The following is a 21,675-nucleotide window of genomic DNA, read 5'->3' on the forward strand; positions in this document are numbered from 1 at the left end:
AATTTAGGAGTTCATACATTGTAACGAATATATTTACATAAAACTTTTTCATGTTTGTTTTTGTCTAAATATTAAAAAAACAAAGAAAAAATGATATAGTAAAATGAGAGTATATGATATTTTTAGGTAAGGGGGAATCCTTGGTGTGGATTACTTCAGAAGTAGAAATTCCAGATGAGTTAATTGATCATCTGGAACAAGGAAAGTTAGTACTATTTGTTGGAGCGGGAGTTTCTATGAAAGGGAAATCTAACTTACCGAATTTTGATGATCTTGTTGATGAAATTGCGAAAACATTATATGTCGAAAAACGTGAAATAACAGAACCTCATGATTATTATCTTGGTAAAATTGCGAAAACAAAAGATGTACATCAAGTTGCAAGAGACCTAGTTCATATAGAAAAGTCAAAACCGAATCCGCTGCATTATGCAATTCCGAGGTTGTTTCCTTTAGACACGGAAGTTCGTATTGTAACGACAAATTTTGATCGACATTTTACAACTGCAATAAAAGAAATGAATAGAGAATTAAACGTATATTACGCACCTGCGTTACCTACAGGTAGAGCGTTTAAAGGACTCGCTTACATACATGGCAATATAGAACAAGAAAAAGAAGCATTAATTTTAACAGATGGTGATTTTGGAAGGGCTTACTTGACAGAAGGATGGGCAAGAAGATTTTTAGTTGATTTATTCTCGAATTATACCGTTTTGTTCGTTGGATATAGTCATAATGACCCAGTAATGAAATATTTGGCAACGGGTTTACCACCAAGTACAAGGCGTTATGCATTTGTTGCACAAGGGGAAAATACGTATCACTGGGAGCATTTAGGAATAAGACCGATTGTGTATCCGAATAAAGGTAATAATCATCAATCTCTTGTTAAAGCAGTGAAGCGATGGGCGGAATTAATGGGGGATAATTATATTACAAAACGAATGCGAATTCGTGACATTGTAACAGTTCCCCCGTCAGTAGAGCAGGAGCAATTATCTTACATAAAACAATCAATAAAAAAAATTGAAACGGTCCGCTACTTCGTTGAATTTGCTCATGACTATGAATGGGTGGAATGGCTTGAAGCAGAAGGGAAATTACAAAATTTATTTTTAGTTACATCAAACTATGATGAGGTAGATGAATTACTTGCAGAATGGTTAGTGGAACAATTTCTTTTTAGTCATCAAAAAGAATTATTTCAATTAATTTTTAAAAATCATTCTAAAATATCTCCGTTATTATGGAGAACAATTTGTAGCTACTTAAACAAGACGAAAATTAAAATGGACCCGTTGTTGTTTGCAAGATGGACACTGCTTTTATTAGAAACAGCTGAAAAAGATAGTAAATCTATTGAAACAATTTCTTTCTTACTGCAAAAATGTTCTTTTCCTGAGCATAAAGAGATTGCTTTATTGTTACTAACGTTTATTTTGGACGGAAAACTTAAATTGAAGCGGGAAAGAAAATGGGGAAATGATACGCAAGAATCAATAGAACTTGAGGAATCAAGTCGTTTACCAGTGTCTACATTTTCTTATGTAGAGCAAATTTGGAATGAGAAGATGAAACCACATATTTCCTATTACGCCGTTCCAATTATGATGATGGGAATAGAGAAGATGCGAATGTTATCACTAAGACAAACGGCACTGAAAAAAAGGGATAAGGAAAATGTGGAAAAAGAGTTTCAGCAAAATGATCTTGCATTTTTAATTCAAATTGTAAAAGAGTGTTTAGCCTATTTATGTGAGAACAATGAGAAAAAAGCAAATTATTATATTACAGAAATGATAGAAGCAAATAGCATACTTCAAAATCGAATTGCAATTGATGGAATGAATAAAAATATATTCGTTAGCGCCGATGAAAAAATGAAATGGTTGTTACAGGAAAGACTACTTTTTGATGTCACCTATAAACACGAAGTTTTTCACCTTATAAAAAATCATTTCGCACTCTCTTTAGAAAAAACAAAGGAAGAAGTCATTCAAATTGTACTGAAGGACCTTGCAGAGGAGAGGGCATTTGATGTTTGTTTAGTGTTAGATTTATTATTCACTTGTGATTCGAAGAGTCCATCTACGGCAAGAGGTTACGAGTTAATGAAGCAAAAGCATCCTCACTTTCATTCTGATCGATACAGTGTACAAAAGAAAGAGGTCACAGAACAAAGTATTACTTGTAATGTAACTGCTGATGGATTATTGCAGCTGAAAGACGATGAAATTATGAAGCAAGTTCGTCAATTTTCTCAAGATGGTGTTTTTGACCAACGTCATTTTTTAGAGATGTTATCGAAAGCATGTAAATTGAATACAGAATGGAGTATTTCATTTGCTTATCAATTAGTTGGTATGCATGAAATAAGTAATGAAGTATGGTTTGTTTGTATTAGAGAGTGGAGAAATAACCGAGGACTGACAAATGAACAAATCCAAAAAGTTATTCCGTTATTACAGAAATTTGTTAGAAATACTGCTTTTCATTGGTTAATTAGTAGCTTTCTATATGAAATTAGTAATCGGTTAGAAGAGTTAGAGGAAAATAGTATACGCAATGTGAAACGGTTTGCTTTTTCGGTATTCCCTCAAGTAATGAAAAGTGATACAGATTTTAAAATTGGAAAACAAGATTTTTACAATGAATCGATTCAGCATCCTGTTGGGAAAATGACAGCTGTATTATTAAAACTGTTATCATATGATCATCTATACGATCGCAATGTATATGAATATTTATTTTTATTTGAAGAACAAGTAAGAGTTAGTTCAGAACGGACAAATTTTATGTTAGCTCGTTTAGTAGCAGATATTACATTTCTTTATCATATTGAGAAGCAATGGTGCCGAAAATATTTGTTACCGTACTTAGATTTGAAGAAGGAAAATGAGGTTACGAAATATGCATGGGCAGGCTTATGTTACACGCAAATAAATTTACCTTTATTTACAGAGATGAAGCGATTTATTAAATATGCGGTAGAACATTTGGAAGTATTACATGCGCATACGAGGGAAGCTTTCTTGAAATGGCTTAGTTTTGTATTTATTAAATGTGTACTGTATTGGGAGCAAAAAACAGATTGGTTATACCCTTTACTTATACGAGAAAATGATGAAAATAAAATTAAATTTATGCAGTTTTTATGCTATTACGTCAAAACGTTAAGTGCAAAAGAACAACAAAAATTTTGGGCAGCTTGGCTCAGTATATTTTTGCGAGAACGACCGAAAATGAGTGAAATCACAGCTAGAGAATATGTAATGCTTTTACGTATTATTTTATTGATGGATGAAATAGTAGAAAGAGGATTATCGATAATATGTAAAACATTTTCGGACGTAGGTGGAAAAGGGAATCAAACGGAGTTAAAACAGTTATTTAATGAAATACTTGAAAAGACAGAGAGTATAAAAATGTATAAAGAATTGTATGCAAATGTCTTTTTCACTTTACTGCAAACGCTTCAGGAAGCCGATTTACTTGAAACTGAAATCATTCAAATAAAAGACGTATTAATCGGGTATAGAGTAGAAAAATGTGTATTAAATGCAATAGATAATGAGATCATTCGCATCGGAATTGTTATGGAGAATTTACAAGAAGAAATGTAGGGCGAAAGCGGAATTTAAAAAAATATATAAAAAGTTGTTGACATTGTTTTAAAAAGCGTTCTATAATACGAAGCATACTTATTCAATTTCAAAAAACATTTGAATAAACAAAGTGCAATGAAGAGATCACAGTAGTGGTTAGTCTTACTGTAACAGAGAGCTGGTGGTTGGTGTGAACCAGTACAGGGATAATCATGAATTACAGTCTTGGAGCATCTTTTTCGTAGTAAAGATAGTATTGTCTTTATGAAGAAAAAGCGGTCAATTGATCGTTAACAGTGAAGAGAGGTAGACAGAAACTTAGTCTACAACTAGGGTGGTACCGCGATAAATATCGTCCCTACTGATTTATTCAGTAGGGACTTTTTGTATTTTAGTGGTCCAACTTGAAAATTAAATATTCATGCGTTGAAAGGAAAAGCAGTAGTTGTTGTTTCCCTGTAACAGAGAGCTGGTGGTTGGTGCGAACCAGTACAAAAACAAGAGCGAATTACAGTCCTAGAGCATCTTTTTCGTAGTAAAGATAGTATTTGTCTTTATGAAGGGAAAGACGGTCAGATGATCGTTAACAATGAAGAGAGGTAGACGAAAGAAGTCTACAACTAGGGTGGTACCGCGATAAATATCGTCCCTACTGATTGGATCAGTAGGGATTTTTTGTACAAAAAAAAGTGGGGTTTTATCTAGTAGATAGTGTCCTTATAGTAAGTATTCGTTTAAAATAAGAAGAGGTATCGATTCCACTTAAAATTTGTATAATTTATCAGTTCAGAAAATAGAGAATTTTCCGTTCTCTTACTATACTTTTAAAACATTAGAGGAGGATTTCCAAATGGCAAATCATGAATTAGATCAATTACGTAAACAGGTAGATGAAATTAACTTACAACTATTACACCTTTTAAACAAACGTGGTGAAATCGTTCAAAAAATTGGGGAGCAAAAGCAAGTACAAGGTACGAAACGTTTTGATCCAGTACGTGAGCGTGAAGTGCTTGATATGATTGCAGAGAATAACGAAGGACCATTCGAAACGTCAACGGTTCAACATATTTTCAAAACAATCTTCAAAGCTAGCTTAGAATTACAAGAAGATGATAACCGTAAAGCATTATTAGTATCACGTAAAAAGAAACAAGAAAACACAATCGTTGATGTAAAAGGTGAATTGATTGGTAACGGAACACAAACGTTCATCATGGGACCTTGTGCGGTAGAAAGCTTAGAGCAAGTTCGCCAAGTAGGGCAAGCGATGAAAGACCAAGGCTTAAAATTAATGCGCGGTGGTGCTTTCAAACCGAGAACATCTCCATACGATTTCCAAGGCTTAGGAGTAGAAGGATTACAAATTTTACGCCAAGTAGCAGATGAGTTTGATTTAGCGATCATTAGTGAAATTTTAAATCCGAACGACGTTGAAATGGCATTAGACTACGTTGATGTAATTCAAGTGGGCGCACGTAACATGCAAAACTTCGATTTATTACGAGCTGTAGGTAAAGTTAACAAGCCAGTATTATTAAAACGAGGATTAGCAGCAACAATTGATGAGTTCATTAACGCAGCTGAATACATCATTGCACAAGGTAACGACCAAATTATTCTATGTGAGCGCGGTATCCGCACATACGAAAGAGCAACACGTAACACATTAGATATTTCAGCAGTACCGATTTTAAAGAAAGAAACACATTTACCAGTTATCGTTGACGTAACGCATTCAACTGGACGTAGAGATTTATTATTACCAACAGCGAAAGCAGCACTTGCAATTGGAGCAGATGCAGTAATGGCTGAAGTACATCCAGATCCAGCAGTGGCATTATCAGATTCTGCACAACAAATGGATATTCCAGAATTCCATAAATTCATGGAAGAGTTAAAAGGATTCAAAAATAAATTATCTTAATTCCATATCATATATGCGCTGAAGAGGAAACAGTAGTGCTTATCTCACTGTTAAAGAGAGCTGATGGTCGGTGTGAATCAGTACAAAGGTAAGCATGAATTACAGCCTTGGAGCATCTTTTTCACCAATTTTTGGAGGGAAAGACGGTCAAACGATCGTTAAAGAAGAAGAGAGGTAGACGATAGTTGTCTACAACTAGGGTGGTACCGCGATAAACATCGTCCCTACTGAGCGCTCAGTAGGGACTTTTTTGTACAAAAAAATAGTAAAGGGGCAAGAGAAATGAGATACATTACAGCTGGAGAATCACATGGGCCGCAGTTAACAGTTATTTTAGAAGGTGTACCAGCAGGCTTAACTTTAACAGCGGAACATATTAATAAAGAATTATTAAGAAGACAAAAAGGGCATGGGCGCGGAAGACGCATGCAAATTGAAACTGATACAGTTGAAATTGTAAGTGGTGTTCGTCATGGGATGACACTTGGCTCGCCGATAACGTTAATCGTAAAAAATGATGATTTCAAACATTGGACGAAAGTAATGGGTGCAGAGCCAATTTCGGAAAAAGAAAGTAAAGAAATGAAACGTACAATTACAAAACCACGTCCAGGACATGCGGATTTAAACGGAGCAATTAAATATGGACATCGTGATATAAGAAACGTATTAGAGCGCTCATCAGCAAGAGAAACAACAGTTCGTGTAGCTGCTGGTGCAGTTGCGAAGCAAATTTTAAAAGAATTAGGCGTGGAAATTGCAGGACATGTTCTTGAAATTGGTGGAGTAAAAGCAAAACATATTTCAAACTTATCAATTGAAGAAATTCAAAAAATTACTGAAAACTCACCAGTTCGATGTTTGGATAAAGAAGTAGAGCAAGACATGATGGATGCGATAGATAATGCTAAAAATAGTGGGGATTCAATCGGCGGTATTGTTGAGGTCATTGCAGAAGGTATGCCAATAGGTGTTGGTAGTTACGTTCATTACGATCGTAAATTAGATGCAAAACTTGCTGGTGCAATTATGAGTATTAATGCATTTAAAGGTGCTGAAATTGGCGTTGGTTTTGAAGCGGCAAGACAGCCAGGAAGTAAAGTGCACGATGAAATTTTATGGGATGAAGAACAAGGATACACGAGAAAAACGAATAATGCCGGCGGTTTAGAAGGCGGTATGACAACAGGAATGCCAATTGTCGTAAGAGGTGTTATGAAACCAATACCTACATTATACAAACCGTTAGCAAGTGTTGACATTGATACGAAAGAAGCTTTCCAAGCGAGTATTGAAAGATCTGATAGTTGTGCAGTACCAGCAGCAGGTGTAGTAGCTGAATCTGTTGTAGCGTGGGAACTTGCACATGCGCTTGTCGAACAATTCGGAAAAGATCGTATGGATTTAATTCAGCAAAACATTACGCAACATAAAAAATACGCAAAAGAATTTTAATAAAAAGGTGGTTTTAACATGCAAGTAAAAGAGCAACTATCATCATTACAACCATATAAACCAGGTAAATCACCTGAACAAATGAAAGAAGTATATGGAAATCATTCATTTGTTAAATTAGCATCGAATGAAAATCCATTTGGCTGCTCACCACGTGTTTTAGATGAGTTGCAAAAATCGTGGTTAGAACATGCTTTATATCCTGACGGAGGTGCTACAACACTCCGTCAAACCATTGCGAATAAGTTACATGTACAAATGGAACAAGTACTTTGCGGTAGTGGGTTAGATGAAGTCATTCAAATGATAAGCCGTGCAGTACTTAAAGCAGGAGATAACATCGTAACGGCTGGGGCAACATTCCCGCAGTATCGTCATCATGCAATTATTGAAGGTTGTGAAGTGAAAGAAGTTCCATTAAATAAAGGTGTATACGATTTGGACGAAATTTCGTCAGCGGTAAATAATAATACGAAAATCGTATGGATTTGTAATCCGAATAACCCGACAGGCACATATGTGAATGATCGAAAATTAACTCAATTTATTGAGGGGATTAGTGAAAATACGTTAATTGTCATTGATGAAGCGTACTATGAATACGTAACAGCAAAAGATTTCCCAGAGACATTACCGCTTTTAGAAAAACATAAAAATATTCTTGTACTTAGAACATTTTCTAAAGCGTACGGATTAGCTTCTTTCCGCGTCGGATATGCGATTGGACAGGAAGAGTTAATCGAGAAATTAAATGTCGTACGTTTGCCATTTAACGTATCTTCATTAGCGCAAAAAGCAGCGACGATTGCTTTTGGTGATGACGAGTTTATTGAAGAAATAGTTCGTGTGAATACAGAGGGATTACAACAATACGAGAGCTTTTGTAAGAAAAATGATATTCCATTTTATCCATCGCAAACAAACTTCATCTTTTTGCCTGTTGAGAATGCTGGAGAGATTTATGAAGCTTGTGCACACGCAGGATTTATTATTCGCCCGTTCCCGAATGGTGTCCGTATTACAGTTGGAACAAGGGAGCAAAATGAAGGAGTGATTTCAGTGTTAAAACAACACTTTGAAAATAAAAAAAGAAAGTCTCGAGATGAGGCAAATGCGTAAAAAGGTAGTTTTAATTGGAACTGGTTTAATCGGAGGCTCTCTCGCATTAGCAATTAAGAAAGAGCACGATGTAACGATAGCAGGTTATGATATATTTCAAGAACAAGTAGAGCGTGCAAAAGAATTACACGTAGTAGATGAAATAGCAGTAGATTTACAACATGCATGTGAAGAGGCGCATTTAATTGTTTTTGCTTCTCCAGTTGAAGAAACAAAGAAGCTATTACACAAACTTGCGTCATTCCGTTTACGAGAAGATGTTATAGTGACTGATGTTGGTAGCACAAAAGGAACAATTATGAATGAAGCGGAAGCTTTATTTTCAAAGGAAGTTTCTTTCATTGGTGGACATCCGATGGCAGGTTCTCATAAAACGGGCGTTGAAAGTGCAAAAGCACATTTATTTGAAAATGCATTTTATATTTTAACGCCGATGAATCATGTACCAAATGAACATGTGGGAGAGTTAAAAGATTGGTTAAAAGGAACAGGGTCACATTTCCTTGTTTTAAATACGGAAGAACATGATTATGTAACAGGGATTGTAAGTCATTTCCCGCATCTTATTGCCGCTGGATTAGTAAAGCAAGTAGAGAAACATGCAGGAGATAATCCGCTCATTCATCAACTAGCTGCCGGAGGGTTTAAAGACATTACACGTATCGCATCTAGTAGTCCGAAAATGTGGAGTGATATTGTTAAGCAAAATCGTGAGCATTTAATGGTATTATTAAAAGAGTGGATCTCTGAAATGGAAGATTTATATGATACAGTTTCTACCGGAGATGCAGGCGAGATTCAAAACTATTTTGCAGACGCGAAAGAATACCGTGACTCTTTACCAGTACGAAAGAGAGGGGCAATTCCTGCCTATCACGACTTATACGTCGATGTTTTAGATAAAGTAGGGGCATTGGCTCACATTACGAGTATTTTAGCGCGCGAAGAAATTAGTATTACGAACTTGCAAATATTAGAAGCGCGTGAAGGGTTGCTTGGGGTATTACGTATTAGCTTCCAAAGAGAAGAAGATCGTATGAAAGCAAAGCTAGCGCTTGGAGAAGAAAAATACCAAACTTATGAAACAATTTAAATGAGAAGGTGAAAACGTGAAGGGAAGAACAATACAACCTGTTAATAACGGATTAAATGGCAACATTACAATTCCAGGAGATAAATCGATTTCACACCGCGCTGTCATGTTCGGCGCGATTGCAGAAGGAGAAACAACAATTAAAGGTTTCTTGCCCGGTGCAGACTGTTTAAGTACGATTTCTTGCTTTAAAGAAATGGGAGTAGACATCGTGCAAAATGGTGATGAAGTCACTGTAGTTGGTAAAGGATTAGAAGGCTTACAAGAACCGAAAGCTGTATTAGATGTTGGTAATTCTGGTACAACAATACGTTTAATGTCAGGAATTTTGGCAAATACACCATTTTTCTCTTGCGTACAAGGCGATGCATCTATCGCAAAAAGACCGATGAAACGTGTTGCAAATCCATTAAAGCAAATGGGCGCAATCATTGATGGCCGCGAAGAAGGAACGTTTACACCGCTAACAATACGTGGCGGAGATTTAAAAGCAATTGAATACACTTCGCCTGTAGCAAGCGCACAAGTAAAGTCAGCTATTTTACTTGCAGGACTTCGTGCAGAAGGTGTAACAGCTGTTACAGAACCACATATTTCCCGCGACCATACGGAAAGAATGCTTGAAGCATTTGGCGTTAAAGTAACTCGCGAAGGAAAAACAGTAAAACTTGCAGGTGGACAAAAGTTAACAGGAACAGACATTCAAGTGCCAGGTGACGTATCATCTGCAGCATTTTTCTTAGTAGCGGGCGCAATCATTCCAAATAGTAAACTAGTATTACAAAATGTAGGGATGAATCCAACTCGTACAGGTATTATTGATGTTTTAGAGAAAATGGGTGCTACGTTCACTGTAGAGCCAATTAACGAAGGAGCATCAGAACCAGCTGCAAACATTACAATAGAGACATCTTCATTAAAAGGAATCGAAATTGGCGGAGATATTATCCCAAGATTAATCGATGAAATTCCTGTTATCGCCTTAGCGGCAACGCAAGCAGAGGGAATTACAGTAATTAAAGATGCGCATGAATTAAAAGTTAAAGAGACGAACCGTATTGATACAGTCGTTGCAGAATTAACAAAGCTAGGAGCTCGCATAGAAGCAACTGATGACGGGATGATTATTTACGGGAAATCAGCTCTAAAAGGCAATACAGTAAATAGTTACGGTGACCACCGCATCGGAATGATGCTTGCAATCGCTGGATGTATCGCAGAAGGAAAAACAACAATTGAAGATGCAGAAGCAGTAGGCGTATCATATCCTACATTCTTCGAAGAACTTCAAAAGTTAGCTAAATAAAGTAATGAGAAGCAGATACGGGATGTATCTGCTTTTTTTATATTGGGTTTGTGTCGTTAAGTCGGTATAATTTCATTCACCGCACTGTAATGTTTAGAATTATGGTACAATTCAAATAAGGAATGGAGGAGGAATATATGAACGTTATACGATTAAAAGAAGATAAATTTAGAGAAGCATTACGCCTATCAGAATACGCTTTTCAATATACAGTTGTCGAGGAACGATTGCAGCAACAACTTACAAAGATGAAAGAAAGTCATGAAATATACGGTATTATGGAAGGTGAAGATTTAGCAGCAAAACTTCATCTTATTCCGTTTCATATATACATAGGAAAAGAAAAATTTAAAATGGGAGGCGTTGCAGGGGTAGCGACGTATCCAGAATACAGAAGAAGCGGGTATGTAAAAGAATTGCTTCAACACTCACTTCAAACGATGAAAAAAGATGGATATACAGTATCGATGCTACATCCATTTGCTGTTGCATTTTACCGTAAATACGGCTGGGAACTTTGTGCGGATCTCCTTGTATGTCATATGACAAAGATTGATTTAGTTATGAAAAAACAAGTGAATGGTACTGTGAAACGTTTCAATAAAGAAAATCACCCAGAAGAGGTCGAAAAGCTTTATGAAACATTTGCAGGACGTTTTTCCGGTATGCTAGTTCGTGGTGAAAAATGGTGGTTACAAGCTGTTTATGATTATTTAACATTAGCAATTTACTACGATGAAAATAAAACGGCAGCTGGCTACATGTTATATAAAATTGAAAACAACAAAATGACAGTAGACGAATTTGTTCCACTGCATAATGAAGCGCGAAATGGTCTATGGAACTATATTTGCCAGCATGATTCTATGATTAAAGAACTTGAAATGACAGTAAGTGAAAACGAACCGTTGTTATATACATTGCAAGAGCCGCGAGTGAAGGCAGAAATAAAGCCGTATTTTATGGGCAGAATTGTAGATGTGGAGAAGTTCTTCAAACAATATGAGTTGAACTGGAACAATGCACAGCAAGAAGTGATTTTACATATTACAGATTCATTTGCACCGTGGAATAACGTTTCAGTGAGGCTTGCAAATCATGAAATAACAATTATGAAAGAGGAAACAATAGATAAAGGAATTCAACTGGATATAAACGCATTATCTACAATAATCTTCGGCTATAAACGCCCGTTAGAACTTAATGAACTAGAATTAATTAGCGGAAGCGAAGAGGAAATACAAGCATTTGAGAATATAGTTCCAGTACGTAAAGCATTTATTTATGATTTCTTTTAAGTTTTAAATAGGAAATTGGGCTGTCCTAAACAAAATCTTGGGACGGCTTTCTGTTATATTGTCAGTTTTTGTCGGGAAGTCGATATATCCTGAAAATCGCTGATATAATTTTATTCACAAACAAGGAATTAAAAACGTAACGATACTTTGTCACGCACTTGACTTTTAATCCATGTAATTTATAATTAAAAACGGAATGAATTTTCATTCCTGAAAATAGAGGTGGAAAAAATGGCTAAAAACAAACAAGAGGATATTTTTGATGCTGCGATGCAACTTTTCGCAGAGCGTGGTTACGATGGTACGACAATTCCAATGATCGCTGAAAAAGCAAATGTCGGTGCGGGTACTATTTATCGCTATTTTGCAAATAAAGAGGCACTTGTTAACTCATTATTTTCAAAAAGTATGTTACAGCTTTCTGAAATAATAAAAACGGATTTTCCTGTTGAAGCAAATATTCGTGAACAGTTTAGTCATACGTATAACCGTTTATTTGAATTTGCGAGAAATAATGTGGATGCTTTTTTATTTACCAATTCCCACTGCGATAGTTATTTTCTTGACGAACAGAGTAAGAAAATATTTGACGATTTTATAGGCTTCTTTATGAATATTATTGAAGATGGAATCGCAAAAGGTTTTCTTCGTCCATTGCCTCCAGTTGCTTTAATTATTATTGTATATCAACCGCTAGAAAAACTAACGAAGGTAATTGCAACAGGGCAATTAGAATACTCAAAAGAATTAGTAAAAGAATTGGAAGAAAGCTCTTGGAACGCTATTAGAATCATTTGATTCTATAGCTTTATAAGGATAGGAATGAATATTCATTCCGGAAAGGGGAGTTTAATAGAGTTTACAAAATAATGTAATAGAATGAAATGATAGGAATGAACGTTCATTCCGAAAGATAGTTTCAAAACGGGAGATGATTAAAATGGGCAAGCTGAGAAATTGGAGAAGTTTATCTTTTCTATTATGGATAGTTATTACTATTACAATGATCGTAACGATGCCAAATATGGATAAATTAGTGAAAGAAAAAGGGCACATTACGATTCCTAATACAGAACAAAGTAGTATTGCTGACAAAATGATAAAAGAAATGGATAAAGACGGGACTGAAAAGTATGACATTATAGCTGTTTTTAATAGTGGAAGTAAAACAGCTTTAACAACTGAGCAAAAAGAGGAAATAACAAAAACAATCAACGCTCTGCAAAATGAAAAAGAGCAATTAGGAATAAAGGGTGTTGTTTCACATTTAGATAATAAAGACTTAGAGAAACAATTAGTTTCTAAAGATAATACGACTATTTTAACGCAAATATCAATAGATAAAAAGAATGGTGAAATATCAAAAGTTGCAAATAATCTTCATAAAAAAATAAAAACGAAAGGGGTAAAAACGTACTTAACAGGAAGTGACTTAATAGCGGGTGATTTTCTTAAATCCTCTCAGGAGGGAGTGAAAAAGACTGAAGTTATTTCAATCATTTTCATTCTTTTAGTATTAATCACTGTATTCCGTTCACCTGTTGTTCCGATTGTTTCTCTTCTTACAGTTGGTGTATCGTACTTAGTTTCAATGGGGATTATTGCTCATCTTGTAGATCAATTTAATTTTCCGTTTTCAAACTTTACGCAAGTCTTTGTAGTTGTCGTTCTGTTTGGAGTGGGTACAGACTATAACATTTTATTATTTACGAGATTTAAAGAAGAATTAAGTAAACAAGAAAACGCATTTTTAGCTACGAAAGAAACATTTAAATCGGCAGGTAAAACCGTTTTATATAGCGGGATAGCAGTGCTAATTGGTTTTGCATCACTCGCTTTAGCAAGTTTTAAACTATATCAATCTACTTCAGCGGTAGCGATTGGTGTTTTCGTATTATTACTCGTTTTAACCACTTTAAATCCATTTTTTATGGTACTTTTAGGAAAAGGAATGTTTTATCCAGTTAAAACATTTAAAGGTCATGAAGATAGTCGCTTATGGGGATTCTTTGCGAAAAACTCAGTAGCAAGACCATTTGTAGCTTTAATTATTGTATTTGTGATATCGATTCCTTTCGTATTAAAATATTCTAATACACTTAATTACAATGATTTATTTGAAGTAGACAATAAGTACGAATCAAAGATGGGGATTAACGTAATAGAAGAGTATTTTCCGCCTGGTTTTTCTTCACCAAGTACGTTAGTCATTCAATCTAACAAAAAATTAGATGAAGGAACGTCTCTACAAACTTTAGATGAGTTAACTGATAAAATTTCGAAAGTGAAAGGTGTTTCAGAGGTATATGCACCGACACGTCCAACTGGAGATAAAATAAAAGAATTATATATAAATAAACAAGCAGGAGAACTAAATACAGGATTAGGAGATGCAAATGGTGGCATAAAAGAAATCAATGATGGTTTAACGGATGCTAAAAATAAAATGGGTAGTAATGACTCAGACGGCCTCGCAAATGTTCAAAAGTTAATTGATGGAACGAAAGAGGCGAAAGATGGTGTATCTGCTTTAGGGACAGCATTGAATCAATTATCGAATGGAATAAACGATGGGGCACAAGGAGCACAGCAAATTGAGAGTGGGTTAACTTCAGTAAATGAAAATATAAATGTCCTATCTAATGCAATATCACAGCTTCATGCTGGTTATGCACAGTTAGAAAAAGGTTTAAGTTCTTACGATCAATACTTCGGAAGCATTTCTCAAGCGATTGATGGTGCGAAAAAAGGATACGAACAAATTGAAATGTTAATGACCAATTTCATTCAAACGAAACCAGAATTAGCAAATGATCCGAACATACTGCAAACGATAGGAATTGCTAAAGAGGCTCAAAAGCAATTAAGTGTACTATCAAAAGAATTAAATGAATTAGCGACGCAGCATAAAGCAGCTATGGGTTCATTTAAAGAAGCGAATCAATCGTTATTGAAAGTCGATAATGGCTTAAAAGAAATGAGCAATGGAGTTACTAAATTACAAAAAGGGGCAGCTGATCTTAAAAATGGATTAAATGAAGGTGCCTCAGGTTCAAAACAAATTGCGAACAAGTCATCAGAGTTACAAACCGGATTAACAAAAATAAATGATGGGCAAGGCCAGCTATTAACTGGGCTGAAAGACTTGCAAGAAAAGATGGGGCAATTACAATCAGGCTTATCTAAAAGTACAGAAGGGCTTGGAAAAGTAAGTAACGGCCTAAATGACGCACAGAAATATTTAGGCGAGCTAAATGAATCAAAAAGCTCTGAGAAGTTTTATATTCCAAAAGAAGTTTTAGAGGGAGAAGATTTCCAAAAAGCTTTGAATACGTACATGTCACACGATAGAAAAACTGCTAAAATGACAATCATTTTAGACGCGAATCCGTATTCAAAAGAAGCGATGCCAATTATTCAAGAAATCAATAATACGATAGATGGTACTTTGAAGGGGACCAAATTAAATGATGCGAAAACAGCAATTGGAGGAACGACAGCTAGAAACGTTGATTTAAAAGAAGTAACAGGGCAAGACTTCTTACGTACAGCTACAATTATGTTAATTGGAATTACGATTGTACTAATCGTGATTACACGTTCATTATTAAACACAATCTTTATTGTTGGATCGTTAATATTAGCGTACTTTGCATCACTAGGTATAAGCGAACAAATTAGTACGCATGTATTACATGTAGATTCATTAAGCTGGAATGTCCCATTCTTTAGTTTCATAATGATTGTCGCTTTAGGAGTGGATTATAGTATTTTTGTAATGATGAGATACAATGAGTTAGAAGGGGACCTAGCGATGAAAATTGTAACTGCTTCTCGTCATATTGGAGGAGTCGTATTATCAGCGGCACTTATTTTAGGTGGTACATTTGCTGCATTAATCCCTTCAGGTGTATTGACGCTTATACAAGTAGCATCCGTTGTTGGTGTTGCACTATTACTATTAGCTATCATTGTGATGCCAATATTGTTACCTGCTTTAATAGGGTTAACGAGTAAAATGAAGGATTATGCAAAGAAATTAAGCGAAAGGAAATAAAAGAATACCCTTTTAAAAGTAACTGGTTCAGTTATAGAAGAGAAAATATAAAATAACACACAAATTAGGGATGTAAATCACATATGATTTAGCATCCTTTTTTTATTTTTATTACAGTGTTTAAGCACTTTTATATAGTTAAATAGCAAAGGAAGAGAAAAAGAAAACAGTAAAAACACCAACACAACGATAGGGGATTACTGACAAAGTATTTGATTTAAAAGATATAATTTACTTTAGATATTTCACTCAAATAATGGTGGACTATCTTTTTTTAAAGGTAAATGGAAAATTTATGTTAAAATAATAATAGAGATTGTGAAAAAATGTTCTTAAACTAACGGTCAGGTTGCTTTAAGAATGATTTTTCAAAGGAAATGGTGAATATCATATTTTGAAGGGGTGATTGCAGTGGAGTAAGTGATTTTTTTATTCTTGGTTAAATACTTTGAAGGAAGGGATTTAAAACTATGAATACAAAACTAATAATAGTAGAAGGTTTACCTGGATTTGGAAAATCAACCACTGCAAAGCTAATAAATGAAATTCTAAGCCAAAATAAAATTGAAGTTGAACTATTTTTAGAGGGAAATTTGAACCATCCAGCCGACTATGATGGTGTATCTTGTTTTAATAAATTTGAATTCGATAGATTAGTATCTTACAGTGGAGATTTTAAAGAAGTGCTTCTTAAAAGAGTTCTAAAAAAAGGAAGCAATTATTTATTACCATATAGAAAGATAAAAAATGAGTTTGGTGACCAGTTTTCGGACGAATTATTTAATGATATTTTTAAAAACGATATATATGAATTACCATTCGATAAAAATGTTGAATTAATTGCTGACAAATGGCATAACTTTGCTGAAATTGCTCTAGAAGACAATAAGGTTTATATCTTTGAATGTTGTTTCATACAAAATCCATTAACGATTGGGATGATTAAATATGGTGAACAAAAAGAAAAAATAATAAATTATGTAATGAAAGTTGCAAAAATCATAGAGAATTTAAATCCAATGTTGTTGTATGTAGAACAAGATAATCTTGAATTTTCATTTAGGAAGGCATTAAAAGAAAGAACTCCAGAATGGTCCACAGGAATTGTCGATTATTACACGAACCAAGGCTATGGGAAAGAACATAACCATTCAGGTGTAGAAGGAGCGATAAAAGTTCTTGAAGCTAGAAGGAATTTAGAGTTAGAAATATTCGATATGTTAAAAATGAAAAAAGAAAAAATCAATAATACAAAATATGAAATTGACTCATATAGATCAATGTTAAAAGATAAGTTAACAATACAAATGGTGAAATAGCTTTTTACACAACTGATGCTTTAGTTGAAGAAGGAAATAAAAACGCTCAGAATATTTTTTGAGCGTTTTAGTTTGCTATTTATAATGCGAAATGCATACAAATTATTGTGTTATTTCAATTGATAAACATAATACTCCAATTATAAATATTTTCTTCAAAATACCCCCTACTTAAAGTGTGTATGTAACTTTGACATAATTAAAAACAAAGATTTTATTCGAGTTTGGAAAGAAAGGAATAGCAATCAATCGTTGCTATTCATCCAGCTTCTACTATATAATAGCTATAGTCTACAATAATTGAGTCGTAATATACGATTTTTTAAGACAATCGGTGAGAAAACGCTGAAATAAGCGGTATTAGTAGGAGGACACAAATGATTACAGTAAGTAACGTTAGTTTGCGTTTCGCGGATCGCAAATTGTTTGAAGATGTTAACATAAAATTCACGCCAGGTAACTGCTACGGTTTAATCGGAGCAAACGGTGCTGGTAAATCAACATTTCTAAAGATTTTATCTGGAGAAATTGAACCATCAACAGGTGACATACATATTACGCCAGGTGAGCGTCTAGCAGTATTAAAACAGAACCACTTCGAATATGAAGAGTTCCCAGTATTAGAAACAGTAATTATGGGCCACACGCAACTTTACAAAGTAATGCAAGAGAAAAATGCCATTTACATGAAAGAAGACTTTAGTGATGAAGATGGTATGCGTGCTGCTGAACTTGAAGGTGAGTTCGCTGAGCTTAACGGTTGGGAAGCTGAGTCAGAAGCTGCAATCTTATTAAAAGGACTTGGTATTGGTGAAGATCTTCATGATAAGAAATTGTCAGAATTAACTGGGGCAGAGAAAGTAAAAGTATTACTTGCTCAAGCTTTATTCGGTAAACCTGACATTCTATTACTAGATGAGCCTACCAACCACTTGGACTTAAAAGCGATTCAATGGTTAGAGAACTTCTTAATGAACTTTGAAAATACAGTAATCGTTGTATCCCATGACCGTCACTTCTTAAATAAAGTATGTACGCACATGGCTGATCTTGATTTCGGTAAAATTCAACTTTATGTTGGTAACTATGACTTCTGGTATGAGTCAAGCCAATTAGCTTTAAAATTAACACAAGATGCTAATAAGAAAAAAGAAGAGAAAGTTAAAGAGTTACAAAACTTCATTGCGCGCTTTAGCTCAAACGCATCTAAAGCGAAACAAGCAACTTCTCGTAAAAAATTATTAGATAAAATTACATTAGATGATATTAGACCATCATCACGTCGTTACCCATTCGTTGGCTTCACACCTGAGCGTGAAGTAGGAAATGACTTATTAACTGTTGAAGGTCTTTCTAAAACAATTGATGGCGAAAAAGTGTTAGATAATGTGTACTTCACTTTAAATAAAGGTGATAAAGTTGCATTTATCGGTCGTAACGATATTGCGATGACAACATTATTTAAAATTCTTATGGGTGAAATGGAGCCAGATAGCGGTTCATTCAAATGGGGCGTTACAACTTCTCAATCTTACTTCCCAAGAGATAACTCTAAGTACTTTGAAAACAGTAATCTTAACCTAGTTGAATGGTTACGCCAATTCTCTCCACAAGATGAGTCAGAAAGCTTCTTACGTGGTTTCTTAGGCCGTATGTTATTCTCAGGTGAAGAAGTTAAGAAGAACGTTTCTGTATTATCTGGAGGCGAAAAAGTTCGTTGTATGTTATCTAAAATGATGTTAAGTGGTGCGAATGTAATCACACTTGACGACCCAACGAACCATTTAGACCTTGAGTCTATTACAGCATTAAACAACGGTTTAATTGCATTCAAAGGTACAATGTTATTCACATCTCATGACCATCAGTTCGTACAAACAATTGCAAACCGCATTATCGAAGTAACGCCAAACGGTGTAATCGATAAAGAGGCTACTTATGATGAGTTCTTAGAAAATGAAGAACTTCAAAAACAAGTAGATGCAATGTACAAAGGTCAATAATAAATGATGAAAAACCTCACTCTCATAACGAGAGTGAGGTTTTTTTTATAAATTGTGAATAATTATACAAAAATAACTTTAGAGGAGGAAAGACCTTTTGATGTTGCATATAGAGAAATGGCTGCATCATGAATAAACTTGAAATACAGGAAGGAATTTAATATACACCGAAAAAACAAGTGCTATCTATTGTGAATTTTATTATATTACATTAATGTTCCAGAACTGGAGACATATTTATTTGCGAAGCAGTGAATAAAGGTTTATAGTATGTGATGTCATAATTAGTGGATGAATCTTGGGAGAAAACAGGAAATGTTACAAATTTATTTTGTTAAATAGAAACCAAGGTCAAAATGTCTAGAAAGAAATAGTTGAATAAATACTAGCTTCAAATTATAATTACTAGTATTCTTCATATAGTTAAATAAATAAAATCTATTTGAAGATAAAAAATTGAATAGAGAGACAGACTTATAAAAAAATAAGCCTTGGATGATCAAAAGAGGTGGAGAAATGAAACAATTCTTATTAAAGAGCAAAAGTGTGCTAAGCAATCATTTTGGATTCTTTCTGTTTGCCGTTATTTTATTTTGGCTCAAAACATATGCAGCTTATGTAACAGAATTTAATTTGGGAATTTCAAACACAATCCAAAAATTCTTGCTGTTTTTCAACCCGCTTAGTTCAGCAGTTCTATTTTTAGGGCTTGCATTATTTGCAAAAGGGAAACGATCTTATATTTGGTTAATTGTTATCAACTTGTTATTGTCGATTCTTTTATACGCAAACGTCGTATACTATCGCTTTTTCAGTGACTTTATTACGTTCCCGACATTAACACAAACGAATAACTTTGGAGATTTAGGTGGTAGTATCGTTGCGTTGTTACATCTTTATGATCCGCTATACTTCTTAGATACAATTATTTTAATTGTGTTAGTAGCAACGAAATTTGCAAATCCAAAACCAATTCGTGTTGCGAAACATAAATTATCTTTAGTATTTGTAGCAGGTATTTTATTATTCAGTGTTAACTTAGGACTTGCAGAATCCGACCGTCCTGAATTATTAACAAGAACATTTGACCGAAATTATATTGTGAAATATTTAGGGGCGTATAACTACACAATTTATGATGGAATTCAAAGTGCGAAAGCATCAACAGAACGTGCATTAGCTGATGGAGATAATATGACAGAAGTAAGAAACTATTTAACATCAACTTATGCAAGTCCAAATCCTGAGTATTTCGGTAAAGGAAAGGGAATGAACGTAATCTATATTCATTTAGAGTCATTCCAAAACTTCTTAATCGATTATAAATTAAATGGTCAAGAAGTTACACCGTTCTTAAACTCATTTACAAAAGATACGAATACGCTTTACTTTGATAACTTCTTCCATCAAACAGGGCAAGGGAAAACATCTGATGCGGAGTTTATGCTAGAGAATTCAATGTTTGGTTTACCACAAGGTTCTGTATTTACAACGAAATCTCATAATACGTATCAATCAGCACCAGCTATTTTAGGGCAACAAGGATACACATCAGCAGTGTTCCACGGTAACTACAAAACGTTCTGGAACCGTGATGATATTTATAAATCGTTTGGTTTCAATAAATTCTTTGATGCGTCATACTACGATATGAACGAAAAAGATGTAGTAAACTATGGCTTAAAAGATAAACCGTTCTTTAATGAATCCATTCCGTTATTAGAAACATTGAAACAACCGTTCTATACGAAATTCATAACGTTATCGAACCACTTCCCTTATCCGATTGATAAAGCGGCAGCGACAATTGAACCAGCGAACACAGGTGACTCATCTGTAGATACGTATTTCCAAACAGCACGTTATTTAGATGAATCTGTAAAAGGTTTCATCGATTACTTGAAACAATCTGGTTTATACGATAACTCAATTATCGTTATGTACGGTGATCATTATGGTATTTCAGATAATCATAATGCAGCAATGTCACAAGTAATGGGTAAAGAAATGAACTCATTTGAAAACGCACAGTTACAACGTGTACCGTTAATCGTTCGTGTACCAGGAGTGAAAGGCGGCGTCCAACATCAATACGGCGGTGAAATTGACGTTCTGCCAACGTTATTACACTTACTAGGTACAGATACGAAAAATTATGTCCAATTCGGATCAGATTTATTATCACCAGAGCATAAACAAGTTGTTCCATTCCGAAACGGTAACTACGTAAGTCCAACAGTTACTGCACTGAACGGCAAATACTATGATACAATGACTGGAAAACCAGTAGAATTTACAGATGAAATAAAACAAAATGAACAAATGGTTCAAAAATCACTAAAATACTCTGACCAAGTCGTAAATGGTGACTTATTACGATTCTACACACCGGAAGGATTTACACCGGTAGATCGTTCGAAGTACAATTATAACCATCGTGATAAAAATAAAACGAAGGTAAAGACGACTGAAGACGGAGAAACGAAATAA

12 protein-coding genes and 3 other annotated features are annotated in these 21,675 nt (G+C 34.6%); all 12 genes read left to right on the forward strand.

Annotated features, from left to right (window positions below):
* Positions 1–113: 113 nt before the first annotated feature.
* Entirely contained in the window at positions 114–3,626 is a 3,513-nt protein-coding gene (locus tag CO726_RS06120; protein ID WP_099683667.1) for a DUF4020 domain-containing protein, read from the forward strand.
* Between the two features lie 108 nt (positions 3,627–3,734).
* Positions 3,735–3,971, forward strand: a binding site (T-box leader).
* Between the two features lie 54 nt (positions 3,972–4,025).
* Positions 4,026–4,262, forward strand: a binding site (T-box leader).
* A gap of 196 nt (positions 4,263–4,458) precedes the next feature.
* Complete coding sequence (locus tag CO726_RS06130; RefSeq protein WP_099683668.1) at positions 4,459–5,535, forward strand: bifunctional 3-deoxy-7-phosphoheptulonate synthase/chorismate mutase; 1,077 nt, start codon at positions 4,459–4,461, stop codon at positions 5,533–5,535.
* A gap of 9 nt (positions 5,536–5,544) precedes the next feature.
* Positions 5,545–5,764: a binding site (T-box leader), on the forward strand.
* 53 nt (positions 5,765–5,817) lie between these two features.
* Positions 5,818–6,990, forward strand: a complete 1,173-nt coding sequence (aroC, locus tag CO726_RS06140; RefSeq protein WP_099683670.1) for a chorismate synthase — start codon at positions 5,818–5,820, stop codon at positions 6,988–6,990.
* An 18-nt stretch (positions 6,991–7,008) separates the two neighbouring features.
* The gene (gene hisC / locus CO726_RS06145; protein WP_099683671.1) at positions 7,009–8,109 is read left to right on the forward strand and encodes a histidinol-phosphate transaminase; all 1,101 of its coding nucleotides are present in this window, start codon (positions 7,009–7,011) and stop codon (positions 8,107–8,109) included.
* Entirely contained in the window at positions 8,102–9,202 is a 1,101-nt protein-coding gene (gene tyrA / locus CO726_RS06150; RefSeq protein ID WP_099683672.1) for a prephenate dehydrogenase, read from the forward strand. Before hisC ends, tyrA begins: the two co-directional genes overlap by 8 nt.
* Positions 9,203–9,218: 16 nt before the next feature.
* Positions 9,219–10,508 carry a 3-phosphoshikimate 1-carboxyvinyltransferase gene (gene aroA, locus CO726_RS06155; RefSeq protein WP_099683673.1) on the forward strand — a complete coding sequence of 430 codons (1,290 nt, stop codon included), beginning with the start codon at positions 9,219–9,221 and terminating at the stop codon, positions 10,506–10,508.
* Positions 10,509–10,645: 137 nt separating this feature from the next.
* Positions 10,646–11,806: a GNAT family N-acetyltransferase gene (locus tag CO726_RS06160; RefSeq protein WP_136699414.1), complete on the forward strand. Its 1,161-nt coding sequence runs from the start codon at positions 10,646–10,648 to the stop codon at positions 11,804–11,806.
* A 231-nt stretch (positions 11,807–12,037) separates the two neighbouring features.
* Positions 12,038–12,604 (forward strand): TetR/AcrR family transcriptional regulator, encoded by a 567-nt coding sequence (locus CO726_RS06165; RefSeq protein WP_099683675.1) that lies wholly within the window; start codon positions 12,038–12,040, stop codon positions 12,602–12,604.
* Positions 12,605–12,746: 142 nt separating this feature from the next.
* Complete coding sequence (locus tag CO726_RS06170; RefSeq protein WP_136699416.1) at positions 12,747–15,863, forward strand: MMPL family transporter; 3,117 nt, start codon at positions 12,747–12,749, stop codon at positions 15,861–15,863.
* A 470-nt stretch (positions 15,864–16,333) separates the two neighbouring features.
* A complete protein-coding gene (locus CO726_RS06175) occupies positions 16,334–17,182 on the forward strand; it encodes a P-loop NTPase family protein (RefSeq protein WP_099683677.1) in 849 nt (282 codons plus the stop codon).
* A gap of 377 nt (positions 17,183–17,559) precedes the next feature.
* Positions 17,560–19,185 (forward strand): ABC-F family ATP-binding cassette domain-containing protein, encoded by a 1,626-nt coding sequence (locus CO726_RS06180; RefSeq protein WP_099683678.1) that lies wholly within the window; start codon positions 17,560–17,562, stop codon positions 19,183–19,185.
* A gap of 516 nt (positions 19,186–19,701) precedes the next feature.
* Entirely contained in the window at positions 19,702–21,675 is a 1,974-nt protein-coding gene (gene ltaS, locus CO726_RS06190) for a lipoteichoic acid synthase (protein ID WP_099683679.1), read from the forward strand.

Origin of the sequence: Bacillus fungorum (assembly GCF_002746455.1) — a bacterium.
Taxonomy (GTDB): domain Bacteria; phylum Bacillota; class Bacilli; order Bacillales; family Bacillaceae_G; genus Bacillus_A; species Bacillus_A fungorum.